A 23,368-nucleotide genomic window follows, 5' to 3' on the forward strand; every position below is an offset into this window, starting at 1 on the left:
ACACCGGCGCAGGACTGCTCGACGTCCCGGCCGAACACCGCGCGGTCCGGCGTCGCGCTCCATGCCGGAGAATCGAAGCCCCGGCCCGGGCGGTGGTCGAGGCAGGTCGTAGCCTTTGCTGATCGTTTCGAGTCTCGTTCCCGAGCCGCGCTTCTGAGTCCGGCCGGACAGTGGAGGAATCCGTGAAGGTCGCCGCCCCGACGTTGGCCGAGTTGCGGGAGGTCTGCCAACCGCAGGCGAAGCTGCAGAGCCGCAACGGCGAGCACTGGGCGGGCCGCCTCTACATGCGCCGGGTCTCGCTGCGGACGACGCGGCAGCTGGTGCGCACCTCCGTCTCGCCGAACACCCTGACCTGGGTGATGGTGGTCTGCGGCGTCGGCGCCGGGGCGGCCCTGCTGATCCCCGGACTGACGGGCGCGGTGCTGGCGGCCCTGCTGTTCCAGGGGTTCCTCCTGTTCGACTGCGTCGACGGCGAGGTGGCCCGCTGGAAGCGGCAGTTCAGCACGGCCGGCGTCTACGTCGACCGGCTCGGCGCCTACCTGGCCGACGCGGCGCTGATGATCGGTGCGGGCGTCCGGGCGGCCCGGGGCGGGTCCGAGCTGTGGGTCTCGGTCGGGCTGGCGACGGCGCTGGGCGTCGTCCTGCTGAAGGCCTCGACCGACCTGGTCGACGTGGCCCGGGCCCGCAGCGGGCTGGCACCGGCCGACGAGGAGTCGACCCAGCCGCGTTCGCAGGGCATCGCGACCGCGCGGCGGTTCGCCTCCATCTTCAAGATCCACCGGGTCACCAACGGCATCGAGGCCTCCCTGGTGCTGCTGGCGACGGCGGTCGCGGACGCGGCGGTCGGGAACATCGGGCCGACCCGCATCGCACTCGCCGCGATCGCGGTGATCACCTGGGGCATGGTGGTCGCCCACCTGGCCTCGATCCTCTCCTCCTCCCGCCTGCGCTGAACAGCGGAATCCTTCAGTTCGCCGACGGCAGGACGGCCGGAGCCGAGCGGACCCGACCACCCTCCACCGCTCTCGGACCGGAACGCTCGGCGGCGGGCCGGAACCGCACGGATCAAGTCTGGCGTGACTGGTTGCGGCGGCTCGCCTGCCGCCCGAAACCGGGGGGCGGACCGTGGAGATGTCAGAGCATCCATGCCAGGAGGCCGCCGCCGGCCGCAGCAGCTGCGACCGGTACCTCCTCGCACCCGCGCTGGCTTCTGTCGGCGTGATCGTCGGCACGTGGTTGACGGTTCAGGCCTGGAACGACTGCCTACTCGGAAACAACTTCAGCAACAACATCGGCTTGCAGTTCGGAACGATGCCGGCCGTATGGCTGGCCATGACCATCGTCCTTGTACTCCTCCAGGCCGCATTGCGCAGACACCCGCTCCCCGGCGGCCAGGCGGTCAACTGGCTCGCGCCGGTGCTCACGGCCGTCGCCCTGACGGCGCTGTACCGAGCGGGGATGGACTGGCCCTACTTCCAGCCCGACGGACGCTGCTTCGAGGGTTATCCGCTCTTCCCCTTCACCGGGAAGTCCGGCCCGCACACCAGCCTGTAGCCGCAGGCTCGCCGCGATGTCGCGCCCCCGTCGAAGCGGTCGCGCCCGGTCCCGGACTGGGCGCGACCCGCTGCTTCGTCGCTCAGGAGGATATGGCGACCCGCTCGACCGGGAGGGAGTCGGCGCGATCACCGTCGCCGACGGGCTCGTTGACGGCCTCGCTGCGCAGTCGGCAGACGGCGCCGACGACGGCCGCGAGGATGATGAGGATCAGGAGCCCGAGCACCCCGGCGTTCACGCGGCGGCGTCCAGCTCGAACCAGACGGACTTGCCGTGCTTGCGGGGCTCGGTACCCCAGCGGTGGGTGAGGCCCTGGACGAGCCGGAGGCCGCGCCCGGACTCCGCGAACTCACAGGGCTCGCGCTGCTCGGGGAACTCGGTGCTGTCGTCACTGACCGAGACCCGGAGCGTGCGGCCGAGGATCAGGACCAGGACGACCGGCGAGGACGTGCGACCGTGCCGCCACGCGTTCACGACGAGTTCGGCGAGGGCGAGTTCGGCATCGGCGATGGTCTCGAAGTCCCACCCGGCGCGCGCCATGGCGGCGCGCAGGGACTCACGGGCGAGGGCGAGGGTCGAGGAGTTGAGGATGCAGTTACACACGGGGAATCTCCCTGCGGTGTAGGTGGGGCACACCGGTGGGGGTGTCGCCGTGAGCAAGCCCGTCGCGGAGCAGGCGACGCCGCGATACGAGTGCTCTTCGGTGCCCGGGCAGCCGGTACCAACTGCCCTGATCCTGGACGTTACTGACAACCCGTCCGGTGAGCGGTGCATCACAGACTGTAGGGCATGAGACAGCACTTGTGCCATCAGATCAGGAACATGTGCCGCCTAGGAGTGGCTGGACTCTCGATACCGTGGCGGTAGATGCTTGGGCCCATGCCACCTACCCCAAGCGCACGAAGGCAGCGGGTCGGCATCGAGCTACGGAAGATGCGAGATGCCGCCGGCAAGACCACAGCCGAGGCCGCTGCCGTCCTCGGGCTGGACCGCACAAAGATCACGCTCATCGAGCAGGGGCTCTACTCCGTGACACCCGAACGGGTGCTCACCCTGGCCTCGGAATACGAGGAGGGAGACTCCGAGTACGTCGATGCCCTGGCGGTCATGGCGGGCGACAGAACCAAAGGGTGGTGGGAGGAGCATCGCGGCCTCGTCTCAGCCGGATTGCTCGACATCTCCGAGGTCGAGCACTACTCCCTTGGCATCGCGACGTACCAGATCTGCCACGTACCCGGCCTGATGCAGACAGAGGACACGGCCCGCGAGATCTTCCGCGAGGTCTATCCCCCTCTCAGGCCACTGAACGTCGAGGCCCGAGTCGAGAACCGCATGCGGCGATCAGAGCTTCTCACTCGGAGCAACCCGATCGAATACGAGGCGATCGTGCACGAAGCCGCGCTGCGCATGATGTTCGGCGGGCCGGCGGTGGCTCGATCCCAGCTGAAGCACCTGCTCACGCTGTCCGATCTGCCCAACGTGACACTTCGCGTCCTGGAGTTCCGGTCGGGCGGATTCAAGGGAGCGGGACAGGCGGTCATGTACGCGCGAGGCCCCGTGGCCCGCCTGGACACGGTTCAACTCGACTCGGTCGGATTGCCCACGTTCCTGACCGAAACCAACCAGCTCGAAAACTACCGCAGCATCATCGGGGCGATGAAGGAACGAGCTCTCGACCCAGCCGAGTCACGTGATCTCGTTTCCAGCATCATGAACACCCTTTGAGAGGAACACTTGTGGAAGAGCTCGACTGGCAGAGGCCTTCTGCGTGCGGAGACGGGAACAACTGCCCGGAAGTGGCCATCACCCCCGACGCGGTCTACCTCCGCAGCAGCCTCCACCCCACCTCCGTCGCCCAACTCACCACCGACGAATGGCGTGACCTCCTCACCGCCATCCGCAACGGGGAGTTCGACGTCTAGCTGCCCGTGTGGCCCTCCGCGTGCACGCGGAGGGCCACACCCGAAGCAACCGGGAACCTCAGCCCTTGTCCCACCCGGCCAGGTAGGAGTCGATCTCGCCGACGATCCGGGCCTTGCCGGCCGCGTCAAGGAACGACGCCTCCACGGCGTTGCGCGCCAGCGCCGCGACGCCCGCCTCGTCCAGGTCCAGCAGCTTGGCCGCGACCGCGTACTCGGTGTTGAGGTCGGTGCCGAACATCGGCGGGTCGTCGCTGTTGACGGTGACCAGCAGGCCCGCGTCGACCATCTGCCGGATCGGGTGCTCCTCGATCCGCTCGACCGCGCGGGTCGCGATGTTCGAGGTCGGGCAGACTTCCAGCGGGATCCGGTGCTCGCCGAGGAAGTCCAGCAGGGCCGGGTCCTTCACGGCCTGGGTGCCGTGGCCGATGCGCTCGGCGCCGAGCACCCGCAGGGCGTCCCAGACCGTCTCCGGCCCGGTGGTCTCACCGGCGTGCGGGACGCTGCGCAGACCGGCCGCCCGCGCCCGGTCGAAGTACGGCTTGAACTGCGGGCGCGGCACGCCGATCTCCGGGCCGCCGAGGCCGAAGCTGACCAGGCCCTCGGGGGCGAGGTCGACGGCCAGCCGGGCGGTCTCCTCGGCGGCGGCCAGACCCGCCTCCCCGGGGATGTCGAAGCACCAGCGGAGCACGACGCCGAGCTCCTTCTCGGCCCGCAGCCGGGCGTCCTCGATGGCCTCCATGAAGGCGACGTCGGGGATGCCCCGGCTGACCGAGGAGTACGGCGTGACGGTCAGCTCCGCGTACCGGATGTTCTGCCGGGCCATGTCCTCGGCGACGCCGTAGGTCAGCGCGCGGACGTCCTCGGCGTCGCGGACCAGGTCGACGACGCTGAGGTAGACCTCGATGAAGTGGGCGAAGTCGGTGAAGGTGAAGTACTCGGCGAGGGCGGTCGGGTCGACCGGCACCTTGGACTGGCCCCGGTGGCGGGCGGCCAGCTCGGCGACCACCCGCGGCGAGGCCGAGCCGACGTGGTGGACGTGCAGCTCTGCTTTGGGCATCCCGGCGATGAACGCCTCGATGCCCCGGTTCTGAACGGGGTTTCCGATCCGACTTCCGTCCGGCTGGACCACGGTGGTGCCCTTCTTCCTCTACGCGCGTATCGGTGGTGTCCGCAAGGATAGGCACACCCGGGGGCTCAGCCCCCGAGCGCGACCGCCACGGTGTGGATCAGCAGCCCCGCCAGGGCGCCGACCACGGTGCCGTTGATCCGGATGAACTGCAGGTCACGGCCGACGTTGGCCTCGATCTTGCGGGACGCGTCGTCCGCGTCCCAGCCTGCCACGGTCTCGGAGATCAGCGAGGTGATCTCGGCCCGGTAGGTGTCGACGAGGTACTGGGCGGCGTCCTGGAGCCAGCCGTCCACCTTGGCCTGGAGCTTCGGATCGGTCGCCAGGCGCGCACCGAAGTCCCGCACGCCGTCGCGGATGCGCCGGCGCAGCTCGCTGTCCTCGTCCTCGGCCGCGTTCAGCACCAGGGCGCGGACGGCGGCCCAGGTGGAGGCGATCAGCTCCTGCACCTCGGGGCGGACCAGCAGGTCGGCCTTGGCCCGCTCGACCCGGGCGATGGTCTCCGGATCGGTCTGCAGCTCGGTGGCGAAGTCGGCGAGGAAGTTGTCGATGGCGCCGCGCGCGGCGTGCCGCGGGTCGTCCCGGATGTCGGTGACGAACCGCATCAGCTCCTTGTAGACCCGCTCGCCGACCTGGTGGTCGAGGAACTTCGGCGTCCAGCCCGGGGTCTTCTGGGTGACCCGCTGGACGACCTCCTCGTGGTTCTCGGTCAGCCAGTCGTGCACCCGGACGGCGACCAGGTCGACCATCCCGTGGTGGCCGCCGTCGGAGACCACCCTGCCGAGCATCCGGCCCATCGGCTCGGCGACCGAGGTGGCGGCGGCCCGCCTGGTCACCGCCTCGCCGACGACCGCCTGGACGTCGTCGTCGCGCAGCACCGCGAGGACGCCGCGCAGCGCCGCCGACGCCTCCCGGGTGACCCGCTCGGCGCTGCCGGGTGCGGCCAGCCACTCCCCAAGCCGGCGGGCGATGCCGAGCGCGGCGAGCCGGCCGCGCACCACCTGGCCGGAGAGGAAGTTGTCGCCGACGAAGTCGCCGAGCGACTTGCCGAAGGCGTCCTTCTTGGTCGGGATGATCGCGGTGTGCGGGATCGGCAGGCCGAACGGACGGCGGAAGAGCGCGGTCACGGCGAACCAGTCGGCGAGCGCGCCGACCATGCCCGCCTCGGCGGCGGCGGCCAGGTAGCCCGCCCAGCCGCCGGCGCCGGCCGACTTCGCCCAGGTGGCCAGGACGAAGACCAGGGTCGCGAAGGCCAGCAGGCCGGTCGCGATGGTCTTCATCCGGCGGACGCCGCGTCTCTTCTCCTCGTCGGCCGCGGTGAACCGGACCCCGGGCCCGGTCCCGCTGAAGGCATCGTCACTCACCCCGCCAGTCTGCCCGCTGCCCGGCGCAAGCGGAGGGCGCGCCCCACCTGTACGCGCCGGGCGCGTGCCACCGCGCGTGCCACCGCGCCCGGCACACGGGTAACCGGCAGGCGCGGACGGGCCCGGCACACGGGTAACCGGCAGGGGCGGACGGGCCCGGCACACGGGTAACCGGCAGGCGCGGACGGGCCCGGCTACGCGCCGCCGAGGACGATCCGCCGCACCCCCGCGACGTCCCACCGCTGCGGGTCGGTGCAGCGGCGGCCGTCCAGCAGGACCCGGACCCCCGGCAGGTCGGCCGGCGCCAGCTCCCGGTACTCGGGGTGGTCGGCCTGGAGCACCGCGGCCGCCACCGGCTCACCGCCGTGCGGCGGCAGCCCGAGCGCCGCCAGCTCCTCGGCCCGGTACAGCGGGTCGGCCACGTAGGGGCGCGCACCGGCCGCGCGCAGCGCCTCGACCAGCGGGAAGACGCCGGAGTACGCCGTCTCCTTCACCCCGCCCCGGTAGGCGGCGCCGAGCACCAGCACTCCCCGCTCCCGGACCCCGCCCTCCAGCGCGCCGTCCAGCACCCCGACCGCGTACCCGGGCATCGCCAGGTTGGCCTCGCGGGCCGCCCGGACCACCGTCGCCGAGGGGTCGTTCCACAGGTAGAGCCGCGGGTAGACCGGGATGCAGTGGCCGCCGACCGCGACGCCCGGCCGGTGCAGATGGCTGAACGGCTGGGAGTTGCAGGCGTCGGCGACGGCCGCGAAGTCCACCCCGATCCGGTCGGCGTAGCGGGCGAACTGGTTGGCGAGGGCGATGTTGACGTCCCGGTAGGTGGTCTCGGCGAGCTTGGCGAACTCCGCGGCCTCGGCCGACTCCAGCTCCCAGACGCCGTTGGGCCGGGGCAGGTCGGGGCGCGGGTCGAAGTCGAGCACCTCGCGGTAGAACTCGGCGCCGCGCCGCCCGGACGCCCGGTCGATGCCGCCGACCAGCTTGGGGTAGCGGCGCAGGTCGGCGAAGACCCGGCCGGTGCGGACGCGTTCGGGGCTGAAGACCAGCGCGAAGTCCTGCCCGGGGGTGAGCCCGGAGCCGGCCGCCAGCCGCGGCGCCCAGCGGCCGCGGGTGACCCCGACCGGCAGGGTCGTCTCGTAGCTGACCAGGGCGCCGCGGCGCAGTCCGGCGGCGACGGCGTCGGTGGCGGCGTCGAGCAGGGTGAAGTCGGGGGCGCCGTCGGCGGTGGTGATCAGCGGGACCACCAGGACGACGGCCTCTGCCCCGGCCACCGCGGCCGCGGTGTCGGTGGTGGCGCGCAGGCGGCCCTCGGCCACCACCCGCTTGAGGGCCTCGTCCAGGCCCGCCTCCCGGGGGAACGGCGGCCGGCCCTGGTTCACCGCGTGGACGACCTCGGGCGAGACGTCGGCGCCGGCCACCCGGTGGCCCTTGGCGGCGAACTGGACGGCGAGCGGCAGACCGAGCTTCCCGAGGCCGACCACGCAGATGTCGAGCGGGCTCAACGCCGGCCCCCGTTCATGGTGTTGGTGAGAACGGCGTCGGTGAGACGCCGCCATGCCGGGTAGCGGCGCAGCCGGCGGCGCACCTGCGCGGGCACGGCGCCGCGCCAGACCTGCTGCACCAGCGTGACCGGCGGCGGCCCGGCCGGCGCGGCCGACGCCTCGAACCCTTCGCCCGATGCGGCCGACGCCTCGCCCGGTGCGGGCGCCTCGGCGAGCAGGAACAGCTCGTCGGGCAGTGCGAGCCCGGCGTCCCGGAACGCCGGGTAGCCCGCGTAGTGGCGGCGTCCGTCGACGACCACCGGCGGGTCCCCGTGCGCGGCCTCGTACCGGATCAGGTCGCGCAGCGCGTCCGGCCGCCCGGCGGCGGCGAGTTCGAGCCGCACCCGGTCGGCCACCGCCAGCCGGTCGTACACCTCGCGGGCGCCGAACTGCCCCACCAGGTCGGCCACTCCCGCGCAGATCTCGTCCTGGAGCTCCTCGGTGTGGAGCAGGAAGTCGGCCTGGAGCAGCTGCGGCACCTCCCAGCCGAAGTGGCGGGCCCGGATGGCGTCGAGCTGTCCCCCCTCGGCCGCGAGCTCGGCGGCGACCCACTGCACGGCGGCGACCCCGCGCAGCCGGTCCAGCGCCCCGGCCCGCTGGGTCACGTTGCCCAGGTCCGCACGCAGCACCAGGTGGTAGTAGTCGTAGTCGGCGAGCACCGAGATCCGGCGGGCCCGCAGACAGGCGGCCAGCGTGAAGGGCTGGTCCGAGTAGACCTTCAGCCCCTCGTTGCGCGACAGGTTGTGGCGTCTGATCAGGTCGAGCCGGAACAGCTTGGTGTCGGCGAGCGCCCAGGCCAGCGCGGAGTCCTCGAAGCCGACCGAGGCGGCCGTGGCGCCGAAGATGCCCTGCGGCACCAGCCGCCCGTTCACCCCGATCTGCTTGGGGACGAGGACGTCCGACTCCCAGGTGTCGGCCGCCGCCACCATCCGGGCCAGCGCCTCGGCGCCGAGCCAGTCGTCGGCGCCGAGGAAGAGCACGTACCGGCCGCGGGCCAGGGCCAGCCCCCGGTTGGTCGGCGCGGCCGGGCCGCCGGAGTTGGCCTGGTGCAGCACGGTGAACAGGCCCGGGTGGCGGGCGGCGTACTCGTCGAGGACGGCGCCGCCGCCGTCCGTCGAACCGTCGTCGACCGCGACCACCTCCATGCGCGCCGGTCCGATGGTCTGCGCGACGAGCGAGTCCAGGCAGGCCGTCAGGTACGGCATGGTGTTGTAGACCGCGATCACCACGGTCACATCGGGTACGGTCATCGGGCGCTGCCCCTCCGGTGCACAGTCCGCCGAGCGTTCGCCGAGCGGTGCACGGGTCGCCGGGCGATGCCAAGGTCAACTCGGTGACACGCCACGGAGTCACGTCCGCCACCCGCACAGGTGACGCGATGGGAACGCACGGGCGAGCACCCGTCGGTGCGCACGGGTCGCCGCCGGGGCGTACCGGCGGCGCGTGCCCGGCCGGCCGCCGGGCCGGGCACGCGCGCCGAGCGGTCAGCCGATCGCGACCTCCGCGTACATCCGGGCGATCACGTCCTCGATGGCCGGCTCGCGGACCGACAGGTCGACCATCGGGTACCGGTCGGCGACGGCGGCGACGATCGGGGCGGCGCTCTGCTGGGCCGGGAAGGCCAGCCACTGCCGCGGCCCCTCGACCTTCACCACCCGCGCCCCGGCCACCTCGATCGGCGGCCGCGCCTCGGCGAGGTCGACGACCAGGGTCCGCTCGCTCTCGCCCGCCGCGTGCAGCCCCTCCAGGCCGCCGTCGTAGACGACCCGGCCGTGGTCGATCACCATGACCCGGTCGCAGAGCTGCTCGATGTCGGTGAGGTCGTGGGTGGTGAGCAGCACGGTGGTGCCCAGGTCGCGGTTGACCTCGCGCAGGAAGTCGCGGACCCGGCCCTTGCTCACCACGTCCAGCCCGATGGTGGGCTCGTCCAGGTAGAGCACCTGCGGGTCGTGCAGCAGCGCCGCCGCCAAGTCCCCGCGCATCCGCTGGCCGAGCGAGAGTTGGCGCACGGGGGTGTCCAACAGGGCGCCGAGGTCGAGCAGTTCGACGCAGCGTTCGAGGTTGGTGCGATATCGGTGCTCGGGGATGCGGTAGATCCGGCGGGCCAGTTCGTAGGAGTCGCGGAGCGGGAGGTCCCACCAGAGCGTGGTGCGCTGCCCGAAGACGACGCCGATCCGGCGGGCCAGCGCGACGCGCTCCCGGGCCGGGTCGACGCCGGCGACGCGCAGCCGGCCGGCGGAGGGCACCAGGATGCCGGTGAGCATCTTGATGGTGGTGGACTTGCCCGCGCCGTTCGGGCCGATGTAGCCGACGCATTCGCCGGCCTCCACCGTGAAGCTCAGCCCGTCCACCGCGCGGACCTCGCGCTTCTCGCGCTTGAAGCGGCCGACCTTGGCGCGGACGGTGAAGGTGCGGCGGACGTCGTCGAGTTCGATCAGTGCCATGGGAGTCCTGCTTTCGGGAGGGGTCGGGGGAACCGGGCCGGGGCCCGGGGTCAGCTGCCGGTGCCGCGGTAGGCCCGCAGCCCGGCGCGCCAGGCCAGCCCGGCCACCACCAGCGCGAGCACGGCGGCGAGCGGCGAGGCGAACCGGAAGGCGGCGGGCAGGCCGAGCGGGTCGGGCCGGTCGAGGATGTGCAGCGCGGGCAGCCAGTTGACGAAGGCCAGCGGGATGCCGAACACGGTGCCCGCCACCAGCTCCTTGGCGAAGACGGTCGGCGGGTAGTGCAGCACGGTGGCGCCGCCGTAGGTGAAGGCGTTCTGGATCTCCTTGGCCTCGCCCCACCAGAACTGCAGGGCGGCGAAGCCCACGAAGATCGCCGCGAAGATCGCCGTGCCGCAGACCAGCAGGACCGGCACCAGCAGCACCCGGTCCCAGGTCCAGTCGACGTCCAGGGCGGCCAGCGACCAGGCCAGCACCGCGACCGCCTGCGCCGGCCGCCCGAGCCGGCGCAGCGAGAAGCGCTCGGCGCAGACCTGGGCGAGCGCCGGGGCGGGCCGGATCAGCATGGTGTCCAGCGTGCCCGCCCGGATCCGTTCGCCGAGGCCGTCGACGCTGCCGACCAGCAGGTTGGCCGTGCCGAGCGCGAAGCCCGAGGTGCCGTAGAGGAAGCCGAGCTCGGGCAGGGTCCAGCCGCCCAGTTGATCGGTGTGCCGGAACATCAGGATCACCACGACGAAGTCGAGGAAGGTGACCACCAGGTTGGCGACCAGCATCAGCACGAAGGACGCCCGGTAGGACATGATCGCCCGCGTCCACATCGCGGCGGTGAGCCACCAGGCGCGCAGCGCCCAGCGGGTGCGGGCGAGCAGGCTCCGCTCGGTGAGGAGCAGGTCGGTCAGGAGCGGGTCGGTCGTACCGGCGGCGGGGGCGGCCGGACCGGCGGTGAGGGTCGGGTCAGCCACCCTGGACCACCACCTTGCGGGTCGCGAGCAGCTGGACGCCCCGGCCGGCGGCGACCAGCCCCGCGGCCCAGGCGAGCTGGAAGCCGAGGGCGCCGAACAGCCCGGCCCCCGTCGCCCGCTCCAGGAAGACGTCGGTCGGCACCTGGACCAGCGCGGCCCACGGCAGCACGGGCGCGAGCTCGCCGAGCAGGCCGGGGAAGAGCGCCAGCGGCAGCAGCATCCCGGAGAAGAACATCGACACCACCAGCATCACCGAGCGCACCCCCTCCGAGTCGTGCAGCCAGAAGCCGGTCAGCGAGACGAGGAAGCGCAGCCCGAAGCTGACCACCACCGCGAGCAGCACCGACAGGAGGAAGAACAGCCAGGTCAGCGGCTGCTCGGGCAGCCGGATCCGGAAGACCAGCGCGCCCGCCAGCATCGGCAGGGTGCCGCGGGAGAGCAGGTGGAAGCCGGCCCGGCCGAGGTCGGTGGCCAGCCACCAGCCCTGGAAGTCCACCGGGCGGTAGAGGTCGACGGCGATGTCGCCGCTGCGGAACCGGTCCTGGACGTCGTCCTGGAAGCCGCCGCCCCAGACCGCGACGGTGACCAGCAGCGCCTGGCTGACCCAGATGTAGGTGACGGCGGCGGTCTGGTCGTAGCCGCCGAGGCCGGGGCGGGCCTGCCAGAGGGCGACGAAGGTGTAGGCGAGGATGAAGCCGAAGACGGTGTTGGTGAAGGCGCCGGCCAGCGTGGCGGCCCGGTAGGTGGCGTAGCGGCGGAAGGCTCCGCGGGCGATGGCGAGGTGGAGCGCCACCGCGCCCCGCGCACCGCCGGCGACGCGCGGGGCACCGTCGGAAGCACCCCCCGCAGCACCACCCGGAGCACCGCCGGGTTCGGGAGGGTGCCGGAACTGCGACTCGGCGGGTACGGTGTTCGACATATTGTCTCCTTGTCGACAAATAGGAGCGGGTGGGTGTCCCCGGGGACACCGGCGCACGCGGAACGGCTCCGGCCGACCCCACCCAGGGGGTCCCGGGTCAGGCGGGCGGAGCTGCCCGAACTGGGTGCGCTATGTGGTTCGCACCTTTCACCGTACCGCCGACGATCTTCCAGCGCACCCGGTTATTCCAACGCCTGATCACGGGTCAAATAGCACATAATCGCGGCATGACCTTGAGGGCAGACCACCGCACCCGGCGTCAGGCCCGACGGGCCGCCCGCCGCGAAGCCCGCCGCGCCAGGCCGCTGTGGCGCCGGCTCCTGCCCACCTGGCGGGTCACCCTCGGCGCGCTCACCGCCGTGCTGCTCCTCGCCGTCGGCTCCTTCGCCGTGCTCTACCTCATCGTCCCCGTCCCCGACGCCAACGCCCACGCCGTCGCCCAGAACAACATCTACCTCTACGCCGACGGCACCACCGAGATCGCCCGCACCGGGGCCGTGAACCGCACCGACGTGACGATCGGCCAGATCCCGCTCGACACCCAGCACGCCGTCGTCTCCGCCGAGGACCGCAGCTTCTACCGCAACCGCGGCATCGACCTGAAGGGCATGGTCCGGGCCGGCTGGAACACCCTCACCGGCCGCGGCAAGCAGGGCGGCTCCACCATCACCCAGCAGTACGTCAAGAACTACTACCTGACCCAGGACCGGACGATCGAGCGCAAGGGCCGCGAACTCTTCATCGCCCTCAAGGTCGACCAGCAGCGCAGCAAGAACCAGATCCTCACCGGGTACCTCAACAGCAGCTACTTCGGCCGCGGCGCCTACGGCATCCAGAGCGCCGCCCACGCCTACTACGGCGTCGACGTCTCCCAGCTCACCCTCCCCCAGGGCGCCTACCTCGCCGCCCTGCTGCAGGCCCCCAGCCTCTACGACGTGAAGACCGCCACCCCCGCCAACCGCGACAAGGCCGTCGCCCGCTGGAACTACACCCTCGACGGCATGGTCCAACTCGGCTTCCTCACCCCGGCCGACCGCGCCGCCGTCACCTTCCCCGACCCGATCGACCCCCAGCCCGCCACCGGCCTCGGCGGCCAGTCCGGCTACCTGGTCGGCGTCGCCGACGACTACCTCGTCTCGGCCGGCATCCTCGACACCGCCACCCTCAAGGCCGGCGGCTGGCGCATCACCACCACCTTCGACAAGCCCCGCCAGGACGCCTTCGTGCGCGCCGTCCAGGAGGAGCTCACCGCGGAGCTCGACCCCAGGGCCCGGCCCACCACCGACACCGACGTCCGCGTCGCCGGCGCCTCCGTCGAACCCGCCACCGGGCGCGTCGTCGCCGTCTACGGCGGCCCCGACTACGCCAAACAGCCCTACAACGACGTCCTGCGCCAGGACAACCAGATCGGCTCCACCTTCAAGGCCTTCGACCTCGCCGCCGGCCTCACCTCCGGCCGCAGCAGCGGCGACGGCCGCCCGATCACCACCGAGACCCGCTACGACGGCACCAGCGAACGCCCCGTCACCGGCGGCCCCACCCCGTACGCGCCGCCCAACGAGGACGACATCGACTACGGCAGCATCACCCTGCGCTACGCCATGGTGAAGTCCGTCAACTCGGTGTACGCGCAGGAGGGCGTCGACGCCGGACTCGCCCACGTCCGCGAGACGGCCGTCCGGCTCGGCATCCCCGACAACGTCCCCGGCATGGACCCGGGAAACACCTCGATGACGCTCGGCACCGCCACCCCGAGCGCCCTCAACCTGGCCGGCGCCTACGCCGGCCTCGCCAACCACGGCCAGGCGTACACCCCGTGGTCGGTCACCAAGCTCGAACGCGTCAACACCGGCGGCGCCATCGACGTCCCCAAGATGCCCGACCACGTGCCCACCACCGCGCTCGACCGGGGCGCCGCCGACGCCGTCACCGACGTCCTGCGCGACGTCGTCGGCCCGCGCGGCACCGGCGCCGCCGCCCTCGACCTCGGACGCCCCGCCGCCGGCAAGACCGGCACCACCGACTCCAACCTGTCGGCCTGGTTCGCCGGCTTCACCCCCGAACTCGCCACCACCGTCGGCCTGTTCCGGGAGAACCCGAAGACCCACGCCAAGGAGCCGCTGTCCGGCACCGCCGGCTACGACCGGATCAACGGCGGTGCCTTCCCCACCCGGATCTGGACCGCCTACATGGCCGACGCGCTCGACGGCACCGACGTCCAGCGCTTCGACCTCCAGCCCGGTCGCGGCAACACCCAGTCCGGCGGGCCGACCGCCAGTGCCTCGCCCTCCCCGTCGCCGTCGGCAAGCGCCACCACCGGTGCCAGTGCCACCGCGGCGCCGACCAGCGCCCCGGCACCGACCGCCCCCGCGCCGACCGTCCCGAGCAGCCGGCCCACCGAGACGGCGCCCGGCCCGACCACCGAAGCCCCCGCCCCGACGACCGGCCCGGAACAGCCGCCCGCACCCACCAACCGCCCCACCCCGCCGCCCCGGCCCACCCCGACCCCGACGCCGCCCCCGAGCACCCATCCGCCGGCCCCCGACGTGAGCGTGCCACCGACCCACCAGGCGACCGGGCAGCCCACCGCACAGCGGACCGGGCAGGCGCCCTAGCGGCGCCCGGTCACATGTGGGCGCTGATCTCGCCGCCGGCGCTGAGCACGATGTAGACGCCGTTGGCGACGGCTCCGGCGTCCTGCTGGTTCGCCTCCAGCGTGCCGTTCACGGCGTTGTCGTTGCCGAGGATCTGCGCGCGGTACCGGAGCTCGCCGACCTTGGTGACCTTGGCCGTCCAACCGCCCGCGAGCTTGAACGTACCCGGCCCCTGGTGCTCGCCGCCCATCCAGGAGTGGACCTGGCCGTCCAGCGAGAGCACGACGAACATGCCGTTGGCGTCCAGCCCGGCGTCGGTGTCGTGCGTCTCCAGCGTGGCGAGGACGGCACCGCTGTTGACGATCTTGGCAGCGTAGTTCTGGGCCCCGACCGCCTGGACCTCGGCCGTGCTGCCGTCCACCAGGGTCTGGGTGCGGACCGGGGACTTCCCCTTGGCCGGGGCGGCCGACGGGGTGGTCGCCGGCGCGCCGGCCCGGGGCGAGGCGGGCGGGGCGGCCGACGTACCGGCGCCGGGCGCGGCCGACGTACCGGCCGGAGCGGCGGTGCCCTGCGCGGCAGGAGTGGTGGGCGCGGGCGGCGTGGTCACGGCCGGCGCGGTGGCGGCGGGCGCGGGCGGCGTGGTGGCCGCGGCGGCGCCCGACGCGGCGGACGTGGAGCTGCACGCCGTCGCCGCGGGGACGAACAGCGCGGCGGCCAGAACGGCGCCGGCCAGCGAACGGACGGTGGTCGCGCGGCGGGTCCTCAAGGGGGACATGCGGGTTCTCCTGAGCGAAGTACGGGTGAGGTCTCGCCCATTGCCCGTCCCTCTCGTGCAGGAACCGCGAGGCAATGCGGCGGCGTGCACGATCGAACCTAGTGCGAACAATCGACGGAACAGCGCGCTCCGTGTCACCGGACTGCAACGCCCGTGGCTCAGCACCGGGCCGGTCACCGCCCGAGCTCCCCACACCTCTTGAGGACCCGTCAGCCGAAGCGCCCGGCCCTACGCGACCAGCTCCCGCTCCAGCGGAGTCCGGATCCGCGGCGTCACCCGCACCTCCCCCAGCCAGCCCGACAACCGCGCCGCCTCCGCCTCGATCGCCGCCCGCCCCTCGGCCCCGACGTCCGTGAAGTACCGCCACACCAGCTCGCCGTCGGCGCGCTGCGCCCAACCGCCGACCACCCGGCCGCACCACCAGAGCGTCGGCCCGACGTTGCCCGCCCGGTCGAACAGCGCCGGCACGTCCTCCGGCCGCAGGTACCAGTCGCGCCCGCGCCAGCCCATCGTCGTCGGATCCAGCGCCGGCAGCAGCGCCGCCCACGGCTCGGGCTCCGCCAACGGCTCCGCGTCCCCGGGCAGCACCAGGCCGGCCGCGCCGCCGGCCAGCGCCACGTCCACCGCGCCGAGGTCCGCCAGCGCCCTGCGGGCGTCCCCCAGCGTCCAGCCCGTCCACCACTTCACGTCCTCGACCGTGGCCGGGCCGTACGCCGCCAGCCACCGCCGGACCACCTCGGCCTTCGCCTCCCGCACCGGCACGTCCGGCCACTGCGGCACCGGCGCCCACGGATAGCTGCTGCTCAGCCAGGAGCCACGCGGACGGCAGCGCCGCACGTGCCCGTCCGAGGCCAGCAGCCGCAGCAGCCGGCTGCCCACGCTCTGCCGGGCCTCGTACGGCTTGCCCTGCGCCATCAGCATCGTCTCGCGCAACGCCGGTACGTCCACGGAGAGTTCGGCCGTCGTCGCCTCGCCGCGCACGGTCAGCGCCGCCAGTACGGCCCGCTCGGTCTCGGCGAGCCGCGGCTCGTCCCACCCCTCGGCGAAGTCCCGCAGGTGCTTCAGCAGCGTCGCCCGCTCCTTGACCGCGATCGCCCGCGCGGCCGCCGAGCTGACGTACGGGGCGAACTCCTCCGTCACCGCGAAGATGGTGCGCCGCATCGACAGCAGCTTCACCAGCGAGACGTCCTCGTACAGCGCCCGCTCCACCTCCGCCGCCGACGGCTCGGCCAGCCGCGCGCAGGCCGAGAGGTAGACCGTCGCGGCGTCCGTGGCGTGCAGCCCGACGAGCGCGTCCGCCACCTGCTCCACCCGGGCCACCCGCTCGGCGCGCGCCAGCAGGTGCCGCCGCCCGACCCGGGCCCGGCGCTGGTCGTCACTGATCGAACGGACACCGCTCGAAGGCACACCGTTGCTCATGCCGGGACCCTACTGCCGCCCACCGACAGCGGCGCGGCCGCGCGCGGCGGGCACGGCGTGCCGGCCGGCCGGAGGGCCGTCCGGTCAGGGCGCGGCCCCGGCCGTCAGAGGTACAGCCCGGTCGAGCCCTCCGCGTCGCCGAAGCGCATCGCGGCCACCGCGTGCAGGTCCCGCTCGCGCAGCAGCACGTAGGTGGCGCCGCGGACCTCGACCTCCAGCTTGTCCTCGGGGTCGTACAGGACGCGGTCGCCGGGCTCCACCGAGCGGACGCTCTGGCCCACCGCGACGGCCTCGGCCCAGGTGCAGCGCTTGGACAGCTCGGCGGTGGCCGGGATGAGGATGCCGCCGGTCGAGCGGCGCTCGCCCTCGCTGCCCTCGGTCTTCACCAGGACGCGGTCGTGCAGCATCTTGATCGGCAGCTTCTCGCCCAGCCGGTCGTGGCGCGGCGAGTCCTGCTCGGGGGAGGTGGTCCGCAGGGTCGGTTCGTCGTTCGTACTCACGGTCCCGAAGGTACCGCTCCCGGGCGCGCCGCGTGACGCCGGACCGGCATGCGGAAGGCCGGGTGCCTGTGGCACCCGGCCCCGGGAAACCCCGTTCGCTCAGCCCTTGCGGCGCTTGCGGGCCGAGGCGACCAGCAGCACCAGGCCGACGCCGACCAGCGCGGCGGGCACGATCCGCTCCTTGCGCGGCTGACCCTTCTCGTCCACGAACCGCGCCTTCGCCTGCTCGACCAGCCCGCTGGCCGCCACGTACGCCCGGCCGGCCTTCTCCTCGACGGAGGCCACGGCCTTCGCCTTGACCTGGGCCGTGATGGTGCTCGGGTGGACGCGCATGGCGAGCTCGTCCAGGGTCGCCGCCAGCTGGGTGCGGGTGCGGGAGATGTCCGCCTCGATCTGGGCGGTCGTCCGCGCCGACTTGTCCTTCGTGCTCGCCTCGCCCACTCGGGCCACCCCAATTCACTGATGTTGTCCTGTGCGACTGACCCAGTTTGTCAGTTGCCGACCCGGCCCGCGCGGCCCCACCCACCATCGGAGGTAAGTTGGCCGTGGTACGACCACCCGTCCACGCACCAGGAGAGTCCCCCGTGAGTGAGCGTCTCCAGCCCGGCGACACCGCGCCCGCCTTCAGCCTGTCCGACGCCGACGGCAACCAGGTGTCCCTCGCCGGCCACCTCGGCCGCAAGGTGATCGTCTACTTCTACCCCGCCGCGCTCACCCCCGGCTGCACCAAGCAGGCCTGCGACTTCACCGACAACCTGGAGGTCTTCGCGGGCGCCGGGTACGACGTCATCGGCATCTCGCCGGACAAGCCGGAGAAGCTCGGCAAGTTCCGCGAGGCCGAGGACCTCAAGGTCACCCTGCTCTCCGACCCGGAGAAGAAGGTGCTGGAGGCCTACGGCGCGTTCGGCGAGAAGAAGCTCTACGGCAAGACCGTCACCGGCGTGATCCGCTCCACCGTGATCGTCGACGAGCAGGGCAAGGTCGAGCACGCCCTGTACAACGTCAAGGCCACCGGCCACGTCGCCAAGCTGCTGCGCGACCTGAAGGTCGAGGCGGCCTGACCTCAGGGCCCCCGGGTCCACCGAGACCTCCGGGCCCGCGGGCCCTCCGGCCCACGACGAAGCGGTGGCGGCGCACCCCCCGACCGGGTGCACCGCCACCGCGTCTCTCACCTCACTGAGCCACGCTCATCGGATCTCCCGATCAGCAGGCCCCGAGGTCGCTCCAGACACCCCAGGCGCCGCTGGCGCTGGGGTCGTCGCCCTTGGTCCACCACTTGTTCTGGTAGTAGTGGCCCTTCCAGGACACCTTGGTGGTCGACGCGTAGGTGCTGCCCGCGTCCCAGCTCGGCGCGCCCGTGCAGGCGCCCGAGGTCGGGGTCACGGTCGGCGTGACGGTCGGGGTCACCGTGGGCGTGACGGTCGGCGTCACGGTCGGCGTGACCGTGGGCGTGACGGTCGGGGTCACCGTGGGCGTGACGGTCGGGGTGACGGTCGGCGTCGCGGTCGGCGACGGGGTGCTGCCGCCCGTGCTGCCCCGGGTCAGGTCGCCCTTCAGGCCGTACAGCGTGCCGGCGACGTTGACCGTCCAGTTCGACGGCGTCGAGACCGGCAGGTAGTAGACGAAGTCCATGTCGATCGACGCACCGGGCGCCAGCGACTGCCAGCCCGGCAGCTTCACCGAGACGCGGTTGTAGGTGCCCTTGAGGCCGCCCACGTTGCCCGGACCGGGGTTGTCCTGCTTGATGACGGTCAGCCCGAAGCCGGACTGGTCCTTGGCGTTGCCCGGGGCCGAGTTGCTGTAGTCGAACTGGAACTCGGTGCCGCCCGGCAGGGTCAGCGTCGAGTTGTTGACGATGTGGATCTTCGGGTTGATCGGGTAGTTCGAGTCACCCAGCGCGAAGTTGGTGAACGACACGTCGATCGGCAGGGTCTGCTGCGGCAGCGCGACCGTCGAGCGGGTCGCGCCGTACGGCGAGGCCGCCTTGAACTTGTCGTACATCAGCGAGGTCAGCGTCGAGCCCGGCACGTACTGGCCCTTGCCGCCGTTGGCCGCCGCGTCCCACTTGTAGTCGCCCGCGAGCTCCCAGATCATCGCGCCGCCGGCGCCCTGGTTGACGATGTAGTCCGCCTTGGCGGCCACCGACTGCTCGTCCTCGGTGGAGAGGAACACCTTCTTGGTGTCGTTCCACAGCCACGGCGCCACCAGGGTGGAGCTGTAGTTGCGGGTGTAGGTGCCCTGCAGGGCGGTGTCGGTCACGCCGTACTTGGAGAGGTAGTCGGGCACGATGCCCTTCTCCAGGTTCTTCGCGTGCCACATCGGGTTCGAGCCCGCCGGGGACTCCTTGCCCGCGTCGTCCTTGTCGTTCCAGATGTTGTCGATGCCGACCGCGCCGTCACCGCACGCCGTCAGCCCGGCGCCCACCGGGCAGGTGGTCGCGGACGCGGTGCCCCAGAGGCCGTTGGTGCCGCCGGTGACGTTCTTGAACCCGCGCGTGTAGTACGGCAGGCCGACGTTGATCCGGCCGCCCGGCATCGAACCGCGGAAGTAGTGGTACGACCAGTCGGCGTTCAGGTAGCCGATGCCGCCGTACTGGCCGGTGCCGTACACGTTGGCCGCCGCCAGCTCGCCGTCCTTGCCGTCGTCGAACAGCGAGGCGTTCGGGCCGACGTACTTGTTCCAGGCGCCGTGCAGGTCGTACGACATGATGTTGACGTAGTCCAGGTACTGCGCGATCTGGAAGGTCTCCATGCCGCGCAGCAGGTAGCCGGACGACGGGGCCGCGACCGAGAGCAGGTAGTGCTTGCCGTCGGCGGCGCCGGCCCGGTCGAGCTTCTCGCGCAGCGTCTTCATCAGCGCCGCGTAGCCCTTGGCCAGCGAGGCGCGCTTGCCGTTGGCGAGCTGCCAGTCCAGCGGGTTGCCCGCGTCCTTCATCGAGGTCGGGTACTCGTAGTCGATGTCGACGCCGTTGAAGCCGTACTTCTTGATGAAGTCGACCGAGGAGTTGGCGAAGGTGTCGATGCCCGCCTGGTTGACGCTGCCGTCCGGGTTGACGGTCATCGAGTAGAAGCCGCCGGAGTTGACGCGCTTGCCGTCGTCGCCGAAGTACCCGCCGGTCTCGGTCCAACCGCCCACCGAGATCATGGTCTTGACGTTCGGGTACTGCTTCTTGAACTTCGTCAGCAGGTTGAAGTGGCCCTTGTACGGCAGCGACGGGTCCAGCTCCGCGCCGGGGACGCCCGGGAAGGAGATCCCGGTGGCCTCGTTCTTGTCGTTGTCGGTGCCGACCGAGATCTTGTTGTCGCCGCCGACGTGCCCGAACGCGTAGTTCAGGTGGGTGACCTTGTCCCAGGGGACGTCGCTCACCAGGTAGGGCGGGGTCCCGTCCTTGCCGGTGCGCCAGCCGGTGAAGTAGCCGATGATGCGGCGCTGGTGGTCCGCGCCCATCTTCTCGCGGCCCTCGGTGTCGTAGACGCTGCAGTACGGGACGTCCACCCCGGGAGTCTGGTACATGCCGTCCGGCCGACAGGCCGCGTTGTCGACGGTGGCGGACGCCTGCGAGGGCGCCGCACCCAGCGTCGCCATCAGCAGGCCGGCCAGGCCGGCGACCGCCAGCGAGGCCATGCCCGCCCGGGCGGCCGGGTTCTTGGAGCGGCGGGCAGCGGTGGGACGCTGCTCGGCCGTGCTTCGGATCAACACTCGGTCCTCCGGGAGAGAGTGTCGGCGCGTACCTGTGGGGGAGCACGCACGTGGGGGAATGCAGATTGGCGCTGAAGCTATGTGGTCTGAACCACATAGGTCAATAGGTCTGTACCAATTGGTAATCAAATCCCCAAGAACACCGGTCGAACGGCTGATACCCGCCGGTCACTCCTCCGTATGCCGACGACTGTGCCGGGCCACCCGGACCCGCGTCCCGCAGGACGTCGAACACCACGCCCGACGCGCGTGCACCTGCAGGAAGAACAGGATGCAACCCGGCGCCGGACAGGCCCGCACCGACTCCCGCCGACCCCCCGTCAGCAACTCCACCCCCGCCTGCGCCACCCGCCCCAGCAGCACCGCCCCGCGCTCCGCCGCGGCCGACCGGCGCACCCCCTGCGCGGCCGCCCCCGGCGCCAGCTCCACCCACCCCGGCGCCGCCCGCACCGCCGCGTTCACCACCGCCACGTCCACCGCCCCCGCCGGCTCACCCGCCACCACCGCGGTCAGCACCGCCCGCAGCGCCCGCCGCAGCTCCAGGAACGCCGCCAGCTCCGCCGCCCCCGGCTCCCCCGCCGGCACACTCGCCAGATCCAGCTCGACCGCGTGCCGATCCACCCAGACGGCCAGGTCGGACGGCTCGACCAGCACGTCCACCAGATGTCCGCGCAGGCCTCCCCGCACGAAGGTGCTGTTCACCAGGTCCAGCGCGAGATGCTCGCCACCCACCGGCATCTCGTCCACCGCGCCGCGCTCCACCATGCCCATACCTAACGGTAACGCCACTTGCCATCAGTTAGCGAAAGCCCGCAGACTAACGCTTGCCTGCCGACTTTGCCGTTAGGAGCACCCCGCCATGCCCCTCCCCAGCCAAGCCCCCGCCCGACCCGCCCCGACCGCCCTCCTCACCTCCACCGCCACTGCCGTCACCGCCCTGCTCACCCTCGCCGCCCTCGGCACCCTCACCCGCCAACCCCTCCTCATCCCCCCGCTCGCCGCCTCCATGGCCCTCATCGCCGGCGCCCCCACCCTCCCCCTCGCCCAACCCCGCAGCGTCATCGGCGGCCAACTCGTCTCCGCCCTCACCGGCTACGCCGTCCTCGCCGCCACCACCCCCGCCTACTGGTCCGCCGCCATCGCCGGCGGCCTCGCCCTCGGCGCCATGACCCTCGCCCGCACCCCCCATTCCCCCGCGGCCGCCACCGCCGTCATCGTCACCCTCACCGCCCCCGACCCCGCCCGCTTCCTCCCCCTGCTGCTCCTCGCCACCCTCCTCCTCACCGCCACCGGCCTCCTCGCCGCCCGCCTCACCCGCCGGACGTACCCGACGTACTGGTGGTGAGGCCGTGACCGATCCCCGCCCCACTCGTCCGCACGCGTCAGGACGGGTGCCCACAGAGGCCCGAAGGGGGACGACCGTGCCGGTCACGTACACCCGTGAGCTGCTCGCCACCACCGCCGCGGCCGCCGCTTCGCCGTGCGAGGGCCGCGGCATCGGACCGCGGTGGCAGGGTCGTCCGCCGACCCCGGAGGTCGACCACATCAACGGCGACCGGTCGGACAACCGGCCGCCAACCTCCGGCCGCTCCGCCCGAACTGTCGTGCCGTCACCGACACCTACCGCGGGCGCACCAGGAACAGGCACACGAGATCGGTCCCGGACTACGAGCAGGACGGCACCACGACACGGAATTGCAGTGTTCCAGCGCCGGGGAAGCCCCTAGACTAGAGGTCAGGCGGCCTTGGCGGAGCTGGCAGACGCGCGGGTTTTAGGTACCCGTGGGAGTGATCCCGCGAGGGTTCGAATCCCTCAGGCCGCACCAGCCTTAGAAACGAAGGCCCGCCCGGAGATGCTCTCCGGGCGGGCCTTCGTCGTTCCCGATGGCTCGTCAGCCCAACAGCTCCCGCACCACCGGGGCCAGGGCGCGGAAGGCCTGGCCGCGGTGGCTGATGGCGTTCTTCTCCGCGGCCGTCAGTTCGGCGCAGGTGCGGGTCTCGCCGAGCGGCTCCAGGATCGGGTCGTAGCCGAAGCCGCCCTCGCCCGCCGGGGCGGTGCGCAGGGTGCCGAGCAGGCGGCCCTCGACGACGCGCTCGGTGCCGTCGGGCAGGGCCAGGGCGGCGGCGCAGAAGAAGTGGGCGCCGCGGTGGGGGGTGTCGATGTCGCCGAGCTGGGCCAGCAGCAGGTCCAGGTTGGCGCGGTCGTCGCCGTGCTTGCCGGCCCAGCGGGCGGAGAAGATGCCGGGGGCGCCGCCCAGGACGTCGACGCAGAGGCCGGAGTCGTCGGCGACGGCGGGCAGGCCGGTGGCCTGCGCGAGGGCGTGTGCCTTGAGCAGGGAGTTCTCGGCGAAGGTGACGCCGGTCTCGCGGACGTCCGGGATCTCCGGGTAGGCATCGGCGCCGACCAGTTCGACGTCGAGGCCGGCCTCGCCGAGGATGGCGCGGAGCTCGGCGACCTTGTTCTGGTTGCGGGTGGCGAGAATCAGACGGGTGGACATGAACCCACCCTAACCGGACGTCAGCCGGTGCAGACCTGGGTGAGGTTGCCGGCGGCG

General features: G+C 72.4%; 23 protein-coding genes and 1 tRNA gene. 8 read left to right on the forward strand and 16 right to left on the reverse strand.

What is annotated here, in order from left to right:
* Positions 1-182: 182 nt before the first annotated feature.
* On the forward strand, positions 183-953 hold the full coding sequence (locus ACWDRR_RS29650) for a CDP-alcohol phosphatidyltransferase family protein (RefSeq protein ID WP_449775309.1): 771 nt from the start codon (positions 183-185) through the stop codon (positions 951-953).
* A gap of 178 nt (positions 954-1,131) precedes the next feature.
* Positions 1,132-1,554, forward strand: coding sequence for a hypothetical protein (locus ACWDRR_RS29655; protein ID WP_449775310.1), 423 nt, complete (start codon positions 1,132-1,134; stop codon positions 1,552-1,554).
* An 82-nt stretch (positions 1,555-1,636) separates the two neighbouring features.
* Here the strand turns inward: ACWDRR_RS29655 and ACWDRR_RS29660 are convergent, their stop codons facing one another.
* Both ACWDRR_RS29660 and ACWDRR_RS29665 read right to left on the reverse strand, forming a co-directional pair.
* Positions 1,637-1,792, reverse strand: a complete 156-nt coding sequence (locus ACWDRR_RS29660) for a hypothetical protein (RefSeq protein WP_449775311.1) — start codon at positions 1,790-1,792, stop codon at positions 1,637-1,639.
* Positions 1,789-2,157 (reverse strand): ATP-binding protein, encoded by a 369-nt coding sequence (locus ACWDRR_RS29665; RefSeq protein WP_449775312.1) that lies wholly within the window; start codon positions 2,155-2,157, stop codon positions 1,789-1,791. Before ACWDRR_RS29665 ends, ACWDRR_RS29660 begins: the two co-directional genes overlap by 4 nt.
* Before the next feature lie 276 nt (positions 2,158-2,433).
* Between ACWDRR_RS29665 and ACWDRR_RS29670 the strand changes: the two genes are divergently transcribed.
* Together ACWDRR_RS29670 and ACWDRR_RS29675 are read left to right on the forward strand one after the other, a co-directional pair.
* Positions 2,434-3,279 carry a helix-turn-helix domain-containing protein gene (locus ACWDRR_RS29670; protein ID WP_449775313.1) on the forward strand — a complete coding sequence of 282 codons (846 nt, stop codon included), beginning with the start codon at positions 2,434-2,436 and terminating at the stop codon, positions 3,277-3,279.
* 11 nt (positions 3,280-3,290) lie between these two features.
* The gene (locus ACWDRR_RS29675; protein WP_449775314.1) at positions 3,291-3,476 is read left to right on the forward strand and encodes a DUF397 domain-containing protein; all 186 of its coding nucleotides are present in this window, start codon (positions 3,291-3,293) and stop codon (positions 3,474-3,476) included.
* Between the two features lie 58 nt (positions 3,477-3,534).
* On the opposite strand, the gene ACWDRR_RS29680 is transcribed toward ACWDRR_RS29675, so the two are convergent.
* The 7 genes from ACWDRR_RS29680 to ACWDRR_RS29710 all read right to left on the reverse strand — a co-directional run bounded on the left by ACWDRR_RS29680 (position 3,535) and on the right by ACWDRR_RS29710 (position 11,700).
* Positions 3,535-4,581 carry an adenosine deaminase gene (locus tag ACWDRR_RS29680; RefSeq protein ID WP_449775328.1) on the reverse strand — a complete coding sequence of 349 codons (1,047 nt, stop codon included), beginning with the start codon at positions 4,579-4,581 and terminating at the stop codon, positions 3,535-3,537.
* A gap of 89 nt (positions 4,582-4,670) precedes the next feature.
* Entirely contained in the window at positions 4,671-6,110 is a 1,440-nt protein-coding gene (locus ACWDRR_RS29685) for a DUF445 domain-containing protein (RefSeq protein WP_449775329.1), read from the reverse strand.
* Positions 6,111-6,160: 50 nt separating this feature from the next.
* Positions 6,161-7,465 (reverse strand): nucleotide sugar dehydrogenase, encoded by a 1,305-nt coding sequence (locus tag ACWDRR_RS29690; RefSeq protein WP_449775315.1) that lies wholly within the window; start codon positions 7,463-7,465, stop codon positions 6,161-6,163.
* Entirely contained in the window at positions 7,462-8,754 is a 1,293-nt protein-coding gene (locus ACWDRR_RS29695) for a glycosyltransferase family 2 protein (RefSeq protein ID WP_449775316.1), read from the reverse strand. Before ACWDRR_RS29695 ends, ACWDRR_RS29690 begins: the two co-directional genes overlap by 4 nt.
* Positions 8,755-8,988: 234 nt before the next feature.
* Complete coding sequence (locus ACWDRR_RS29700) at positions 8,989-9,948, reverse strand: ABC transporter ATP-binding protein (protein WP_449775317.1); 960 nt, start codon at positions 9,946-9,948, stop codon at positions 8,989-8,991.
* A 50-nt stretch (positions 9,949-9,998) separates the two neighbouring features.
* A complete protein-coding gene (locus ACWDRR_RS29705) occupies positions 9,999-10,763 on the reverse strand; it encodes an ABC transporter permease (RefSeq protein WP_449775330.1) in 765 nt (254 codons plus the stop codon).
* Positions 10,764-10,899: 136 nt separating this feature from the next.
* Complete coding sequence (locus ACWDRR_RS29710; protein WP_449775331.1) at positions 10,900-11,700, reverse strand: ABC transporter permease; 801 nt, start codon at positions 11,698-11,700, stop codon at positions 10,900-10,902.
* Between the two features lie 353 nt (positions 11,701-12,053).
* Here ACWDRR_RS29710 and ACWDRR_RS29715 point away from each other — a divergent pair, with 353 nt between their 5' ends.
* Positions 12,054-14,441: a transglycosylase domain-containing protein gene (locus ACWDRR_RS29715; RefSeq protein WP_449775318.1), complete on the forward strand. Its 2,388-nt coding sequence runs from the start codon at positions 12,054-12,056 to the stop codon at positions 14,439-14,441.
* A gap of 10 nt (positions 14,442-14,451) precedes the next feature.
* Here the strand turns inward: ACWDRR_RS29715 and ACWDRR_RS29720 are convergent, their stop codons facing one another.
* The 4 genes from ACWDRR_RS29720 to ACWDRR_RS29735 all read right to left on the reverse strand — a co-directional run bounded on the left by ACWDRR_RS29720 (position 14,452) and on the right by ACWDRR_RS29735 (position 17,555).
* Complete coding sequence (locus ACWDRR_RS29720) at positions 14,452-15,195, reverse strand: hypothetical protein (RefSeq protein ID WP_449775319.1); 744 nt, start codon at positions 15,193-15,195, stop codon at positions 14,452-14,454.
* 228 nt (positions 15,196-15,423) lie between these two features.
* The gene (locus ACWDRR_RS29725; RefSeq protein WP_449775320.1) at positions 15,424-16,614 is read right to left on the reverse strand and encodes a winged helix DNA-binding domain-containing protein; all 1,191 of its coding nucleotides are present in this window, start codon (positions 16,612-16,614) and stop codon (positions 15,424-15,426) included.
* 104 nt (positions 16,615-16,718) lie between these two features.
* On the reverse strand, positions 16,719-17,021 hold the full coding sequence (locus ACWDRR_RS29730; protein WP_057237824.1) for a GroES family chaperonin: 303 nt from the start codon (positions 17,019-17,021) through the stop codon (positions 16,719-16,721).
* Positions 17,022-17,213: 192 nt separating this feature from the next.
* Positions 17,214-17,555 (reverse strand): DUF3618 domain-containing protein, encoded by a 342-nt coding sequence (locus tag ACWDRR_RS29735; protein WP_449775321.1) that lies wholly within the window; start codon positions 17,553-17,555, stop codon positions 17,214-17,216.
* Between the two features lie 143 nt (positions 17,556-17,698).
* Here ACWDRR_RS29735 and bcp point away from each other — a divergent pair, with 143 nt between their 5' ends.
* The gene (gene bcp / locus ACWDRR_RS29740) at positions 17,699-18,175 is read left to right on the forward strand and encodes a thioredoxin-dependent thiol peroxidase (RefSeq protein ID WP_449775322.1); all 477 of its coding nucleotides are present in this window, start codon (positions 17,699-17,701) and stop codon (positions 18,173-18,175) included.
* 142 nt (positions 18,176-18,317) lie between these two features.
* Here bcp and ACWDRR_RS29745 read toward each other — a convergent pair whose 3' ends face one another.
* Positions 18,318-20,738: a chitinase C-terminal domain-containing protein gene (locus tag ACWDRR_RS29745; protein WP_449775332.1), complete on the reverse strand. Its 2,421-nt coding sequence runs from the start codon at positions 20,736-20,738 to the stop codon at positions 18,318-18,320.
* Between the two features lie 243 nt (positions 20,739-20,981).
* Entirely contained in the window at positions 20,982-21,578 is a 597-nt protein-coding gene (locus ACWDRR_RS29750; protein ID WP_449775323.1) for a CGNR zinc finger domain-containing protein, read from the reverse strand.
* Between the two features lie 94 nt (positions 21,579-21,672).
* On the opposite strand from ACWDRR_RS29750, the gene ACWDRR_RS29755 reads away from it, so the two are divergent.
* Entirely contained in the window at positions 21,673-22,158 is a 486-nt protein-coding gene (locus ACWDRR_RS29755; RefSeq protein WP_449775324.1) for an HPP family protein, read from the forward strand.
* Positions 22,159-22,552: 394 nt separating this feature from the next.
* A tRNA-Leu gene (locus ACWDRR_RS29760) sits at positions 22,553-22,639 on the forward strand.
* A gap of 66 nt (positions 22,640-22,705) precedes the next feature.
* On the opposite strand, the gene rdgB is transcribed toward ACWDRR_RS29760, so the two are convergent.
* On the reverse strand, positions 22,706-23,311 hold the full coding sequence (rdgB, locus tag ACWDRR_RS29765) for an RdgB/HAM1 family non-canonical purine NTP pyrophosphatase (protein ID WP_387881247.1): 606 nt from the start codon (positions 23,309-23,311) through the stop codon (positions 22,706-22,708).
* Positions 23,312-23,368: the final 57 nt, after the last annotated feature.

Source organism: Kitasatospora sp. NPDC003701 (assembly GCF_053587085.1).

Bases quoted from the DNA above. Each gene is read 5' to 3' on its own strand.
- ACWDRR_RS29655 (WP_449775310.1), top strand. From the start codon at position 1,132: ATGTCAGAGCATCCATGCCAGGAGGCCGCCGCCGGCCGCAGCAGCTGC.
- ACWDRR_RS29695 (WP_449775316.1), bottom strand. From the start codon at position 8,754: ATGACCGTACCCGATGTGACCGTGGTGATCGCGGTCTACAACACCATG.
- ACWDRR_RS29715 (WP_449775318.1), top strand. From the start codon at position 12,054: ATGACCTTGAGGGCAGACCACCGCACCCGGCGTCAGGCCCGACGGGCC.
- ACWDRR_RS29705 (WP_449775330.1), bottom strand. From the start codon at position 10,763: ATGTGGACGCGGGCGATCATGTCCTACCGGGCGTCCTTCGTGCTGATG.
- rdgB (WP_387881247.1), bottom strand. From the start codon at position 23,311: ATGTCCACCCGTCTGATTCTCGCCACCCGCAACCAGAACAAGGTCGCC.
- ACWDRR_RS29725 (WP_449775320.1), bottom strand. From the start codon at position 16,614: ATGAGCAACGGTGTGCCTTCGAGCGGTGTCCGTTCGATCAGTGACGAC.
- ACWDRR_RS29745 (WP_449775332.1), bottom strand. From the start codon at position 20,738: ATGGCCTCGCTGGCGGTCGCCGGCCTGGCCGGCCTGCTGATGGCGACG.
- ACWDRR_RS29755 (WP_449775324.1), top strand. From the start codon at position 21,673: ATGCCCCTCCCCAGCCAAGCCCCCGCCCGACCCGCCCCGACCGCCCTC.
- ACWDRR_RS29670 (WP_449775313.1), top strand. From the start codon at position 2,434: ATGCCACCTACCCCAAGCGCACGAAGGCAGCGGGTCGGCATCGAGCTA.
- ACWDRR_RS29720 (WP_449775319.1), bottom strand. From the start codon at position 15,195: ATGTCCCCCTTGAGGACCCGCCGCGCGACCACCGTCCGTTCGCTGGCC.
- ACWDRR_RS29730 (WP_057237824.1), bottom strand. From the start codon at position 17,021: ATGCTGCACGACCGCGTCCTGGTGAAGACCGAGGGCAGCGAGGGCGAG.
- ACWDRR_RS29700 (WP_449775317.1), bottom strand. From the start codon at position 9,948: ATGGCACTGATCGAACTCGACGACGTCCGCCGCACCTTCACCGTCCGC.
- ACWDRR_RS29750 (WP_449775323.1), bottom strand. From the start codon at position 21,578: ATGGTGGAGCGCGGCGCGGTGGACGAGATGCCGGTGGGTGGCGAGCAT.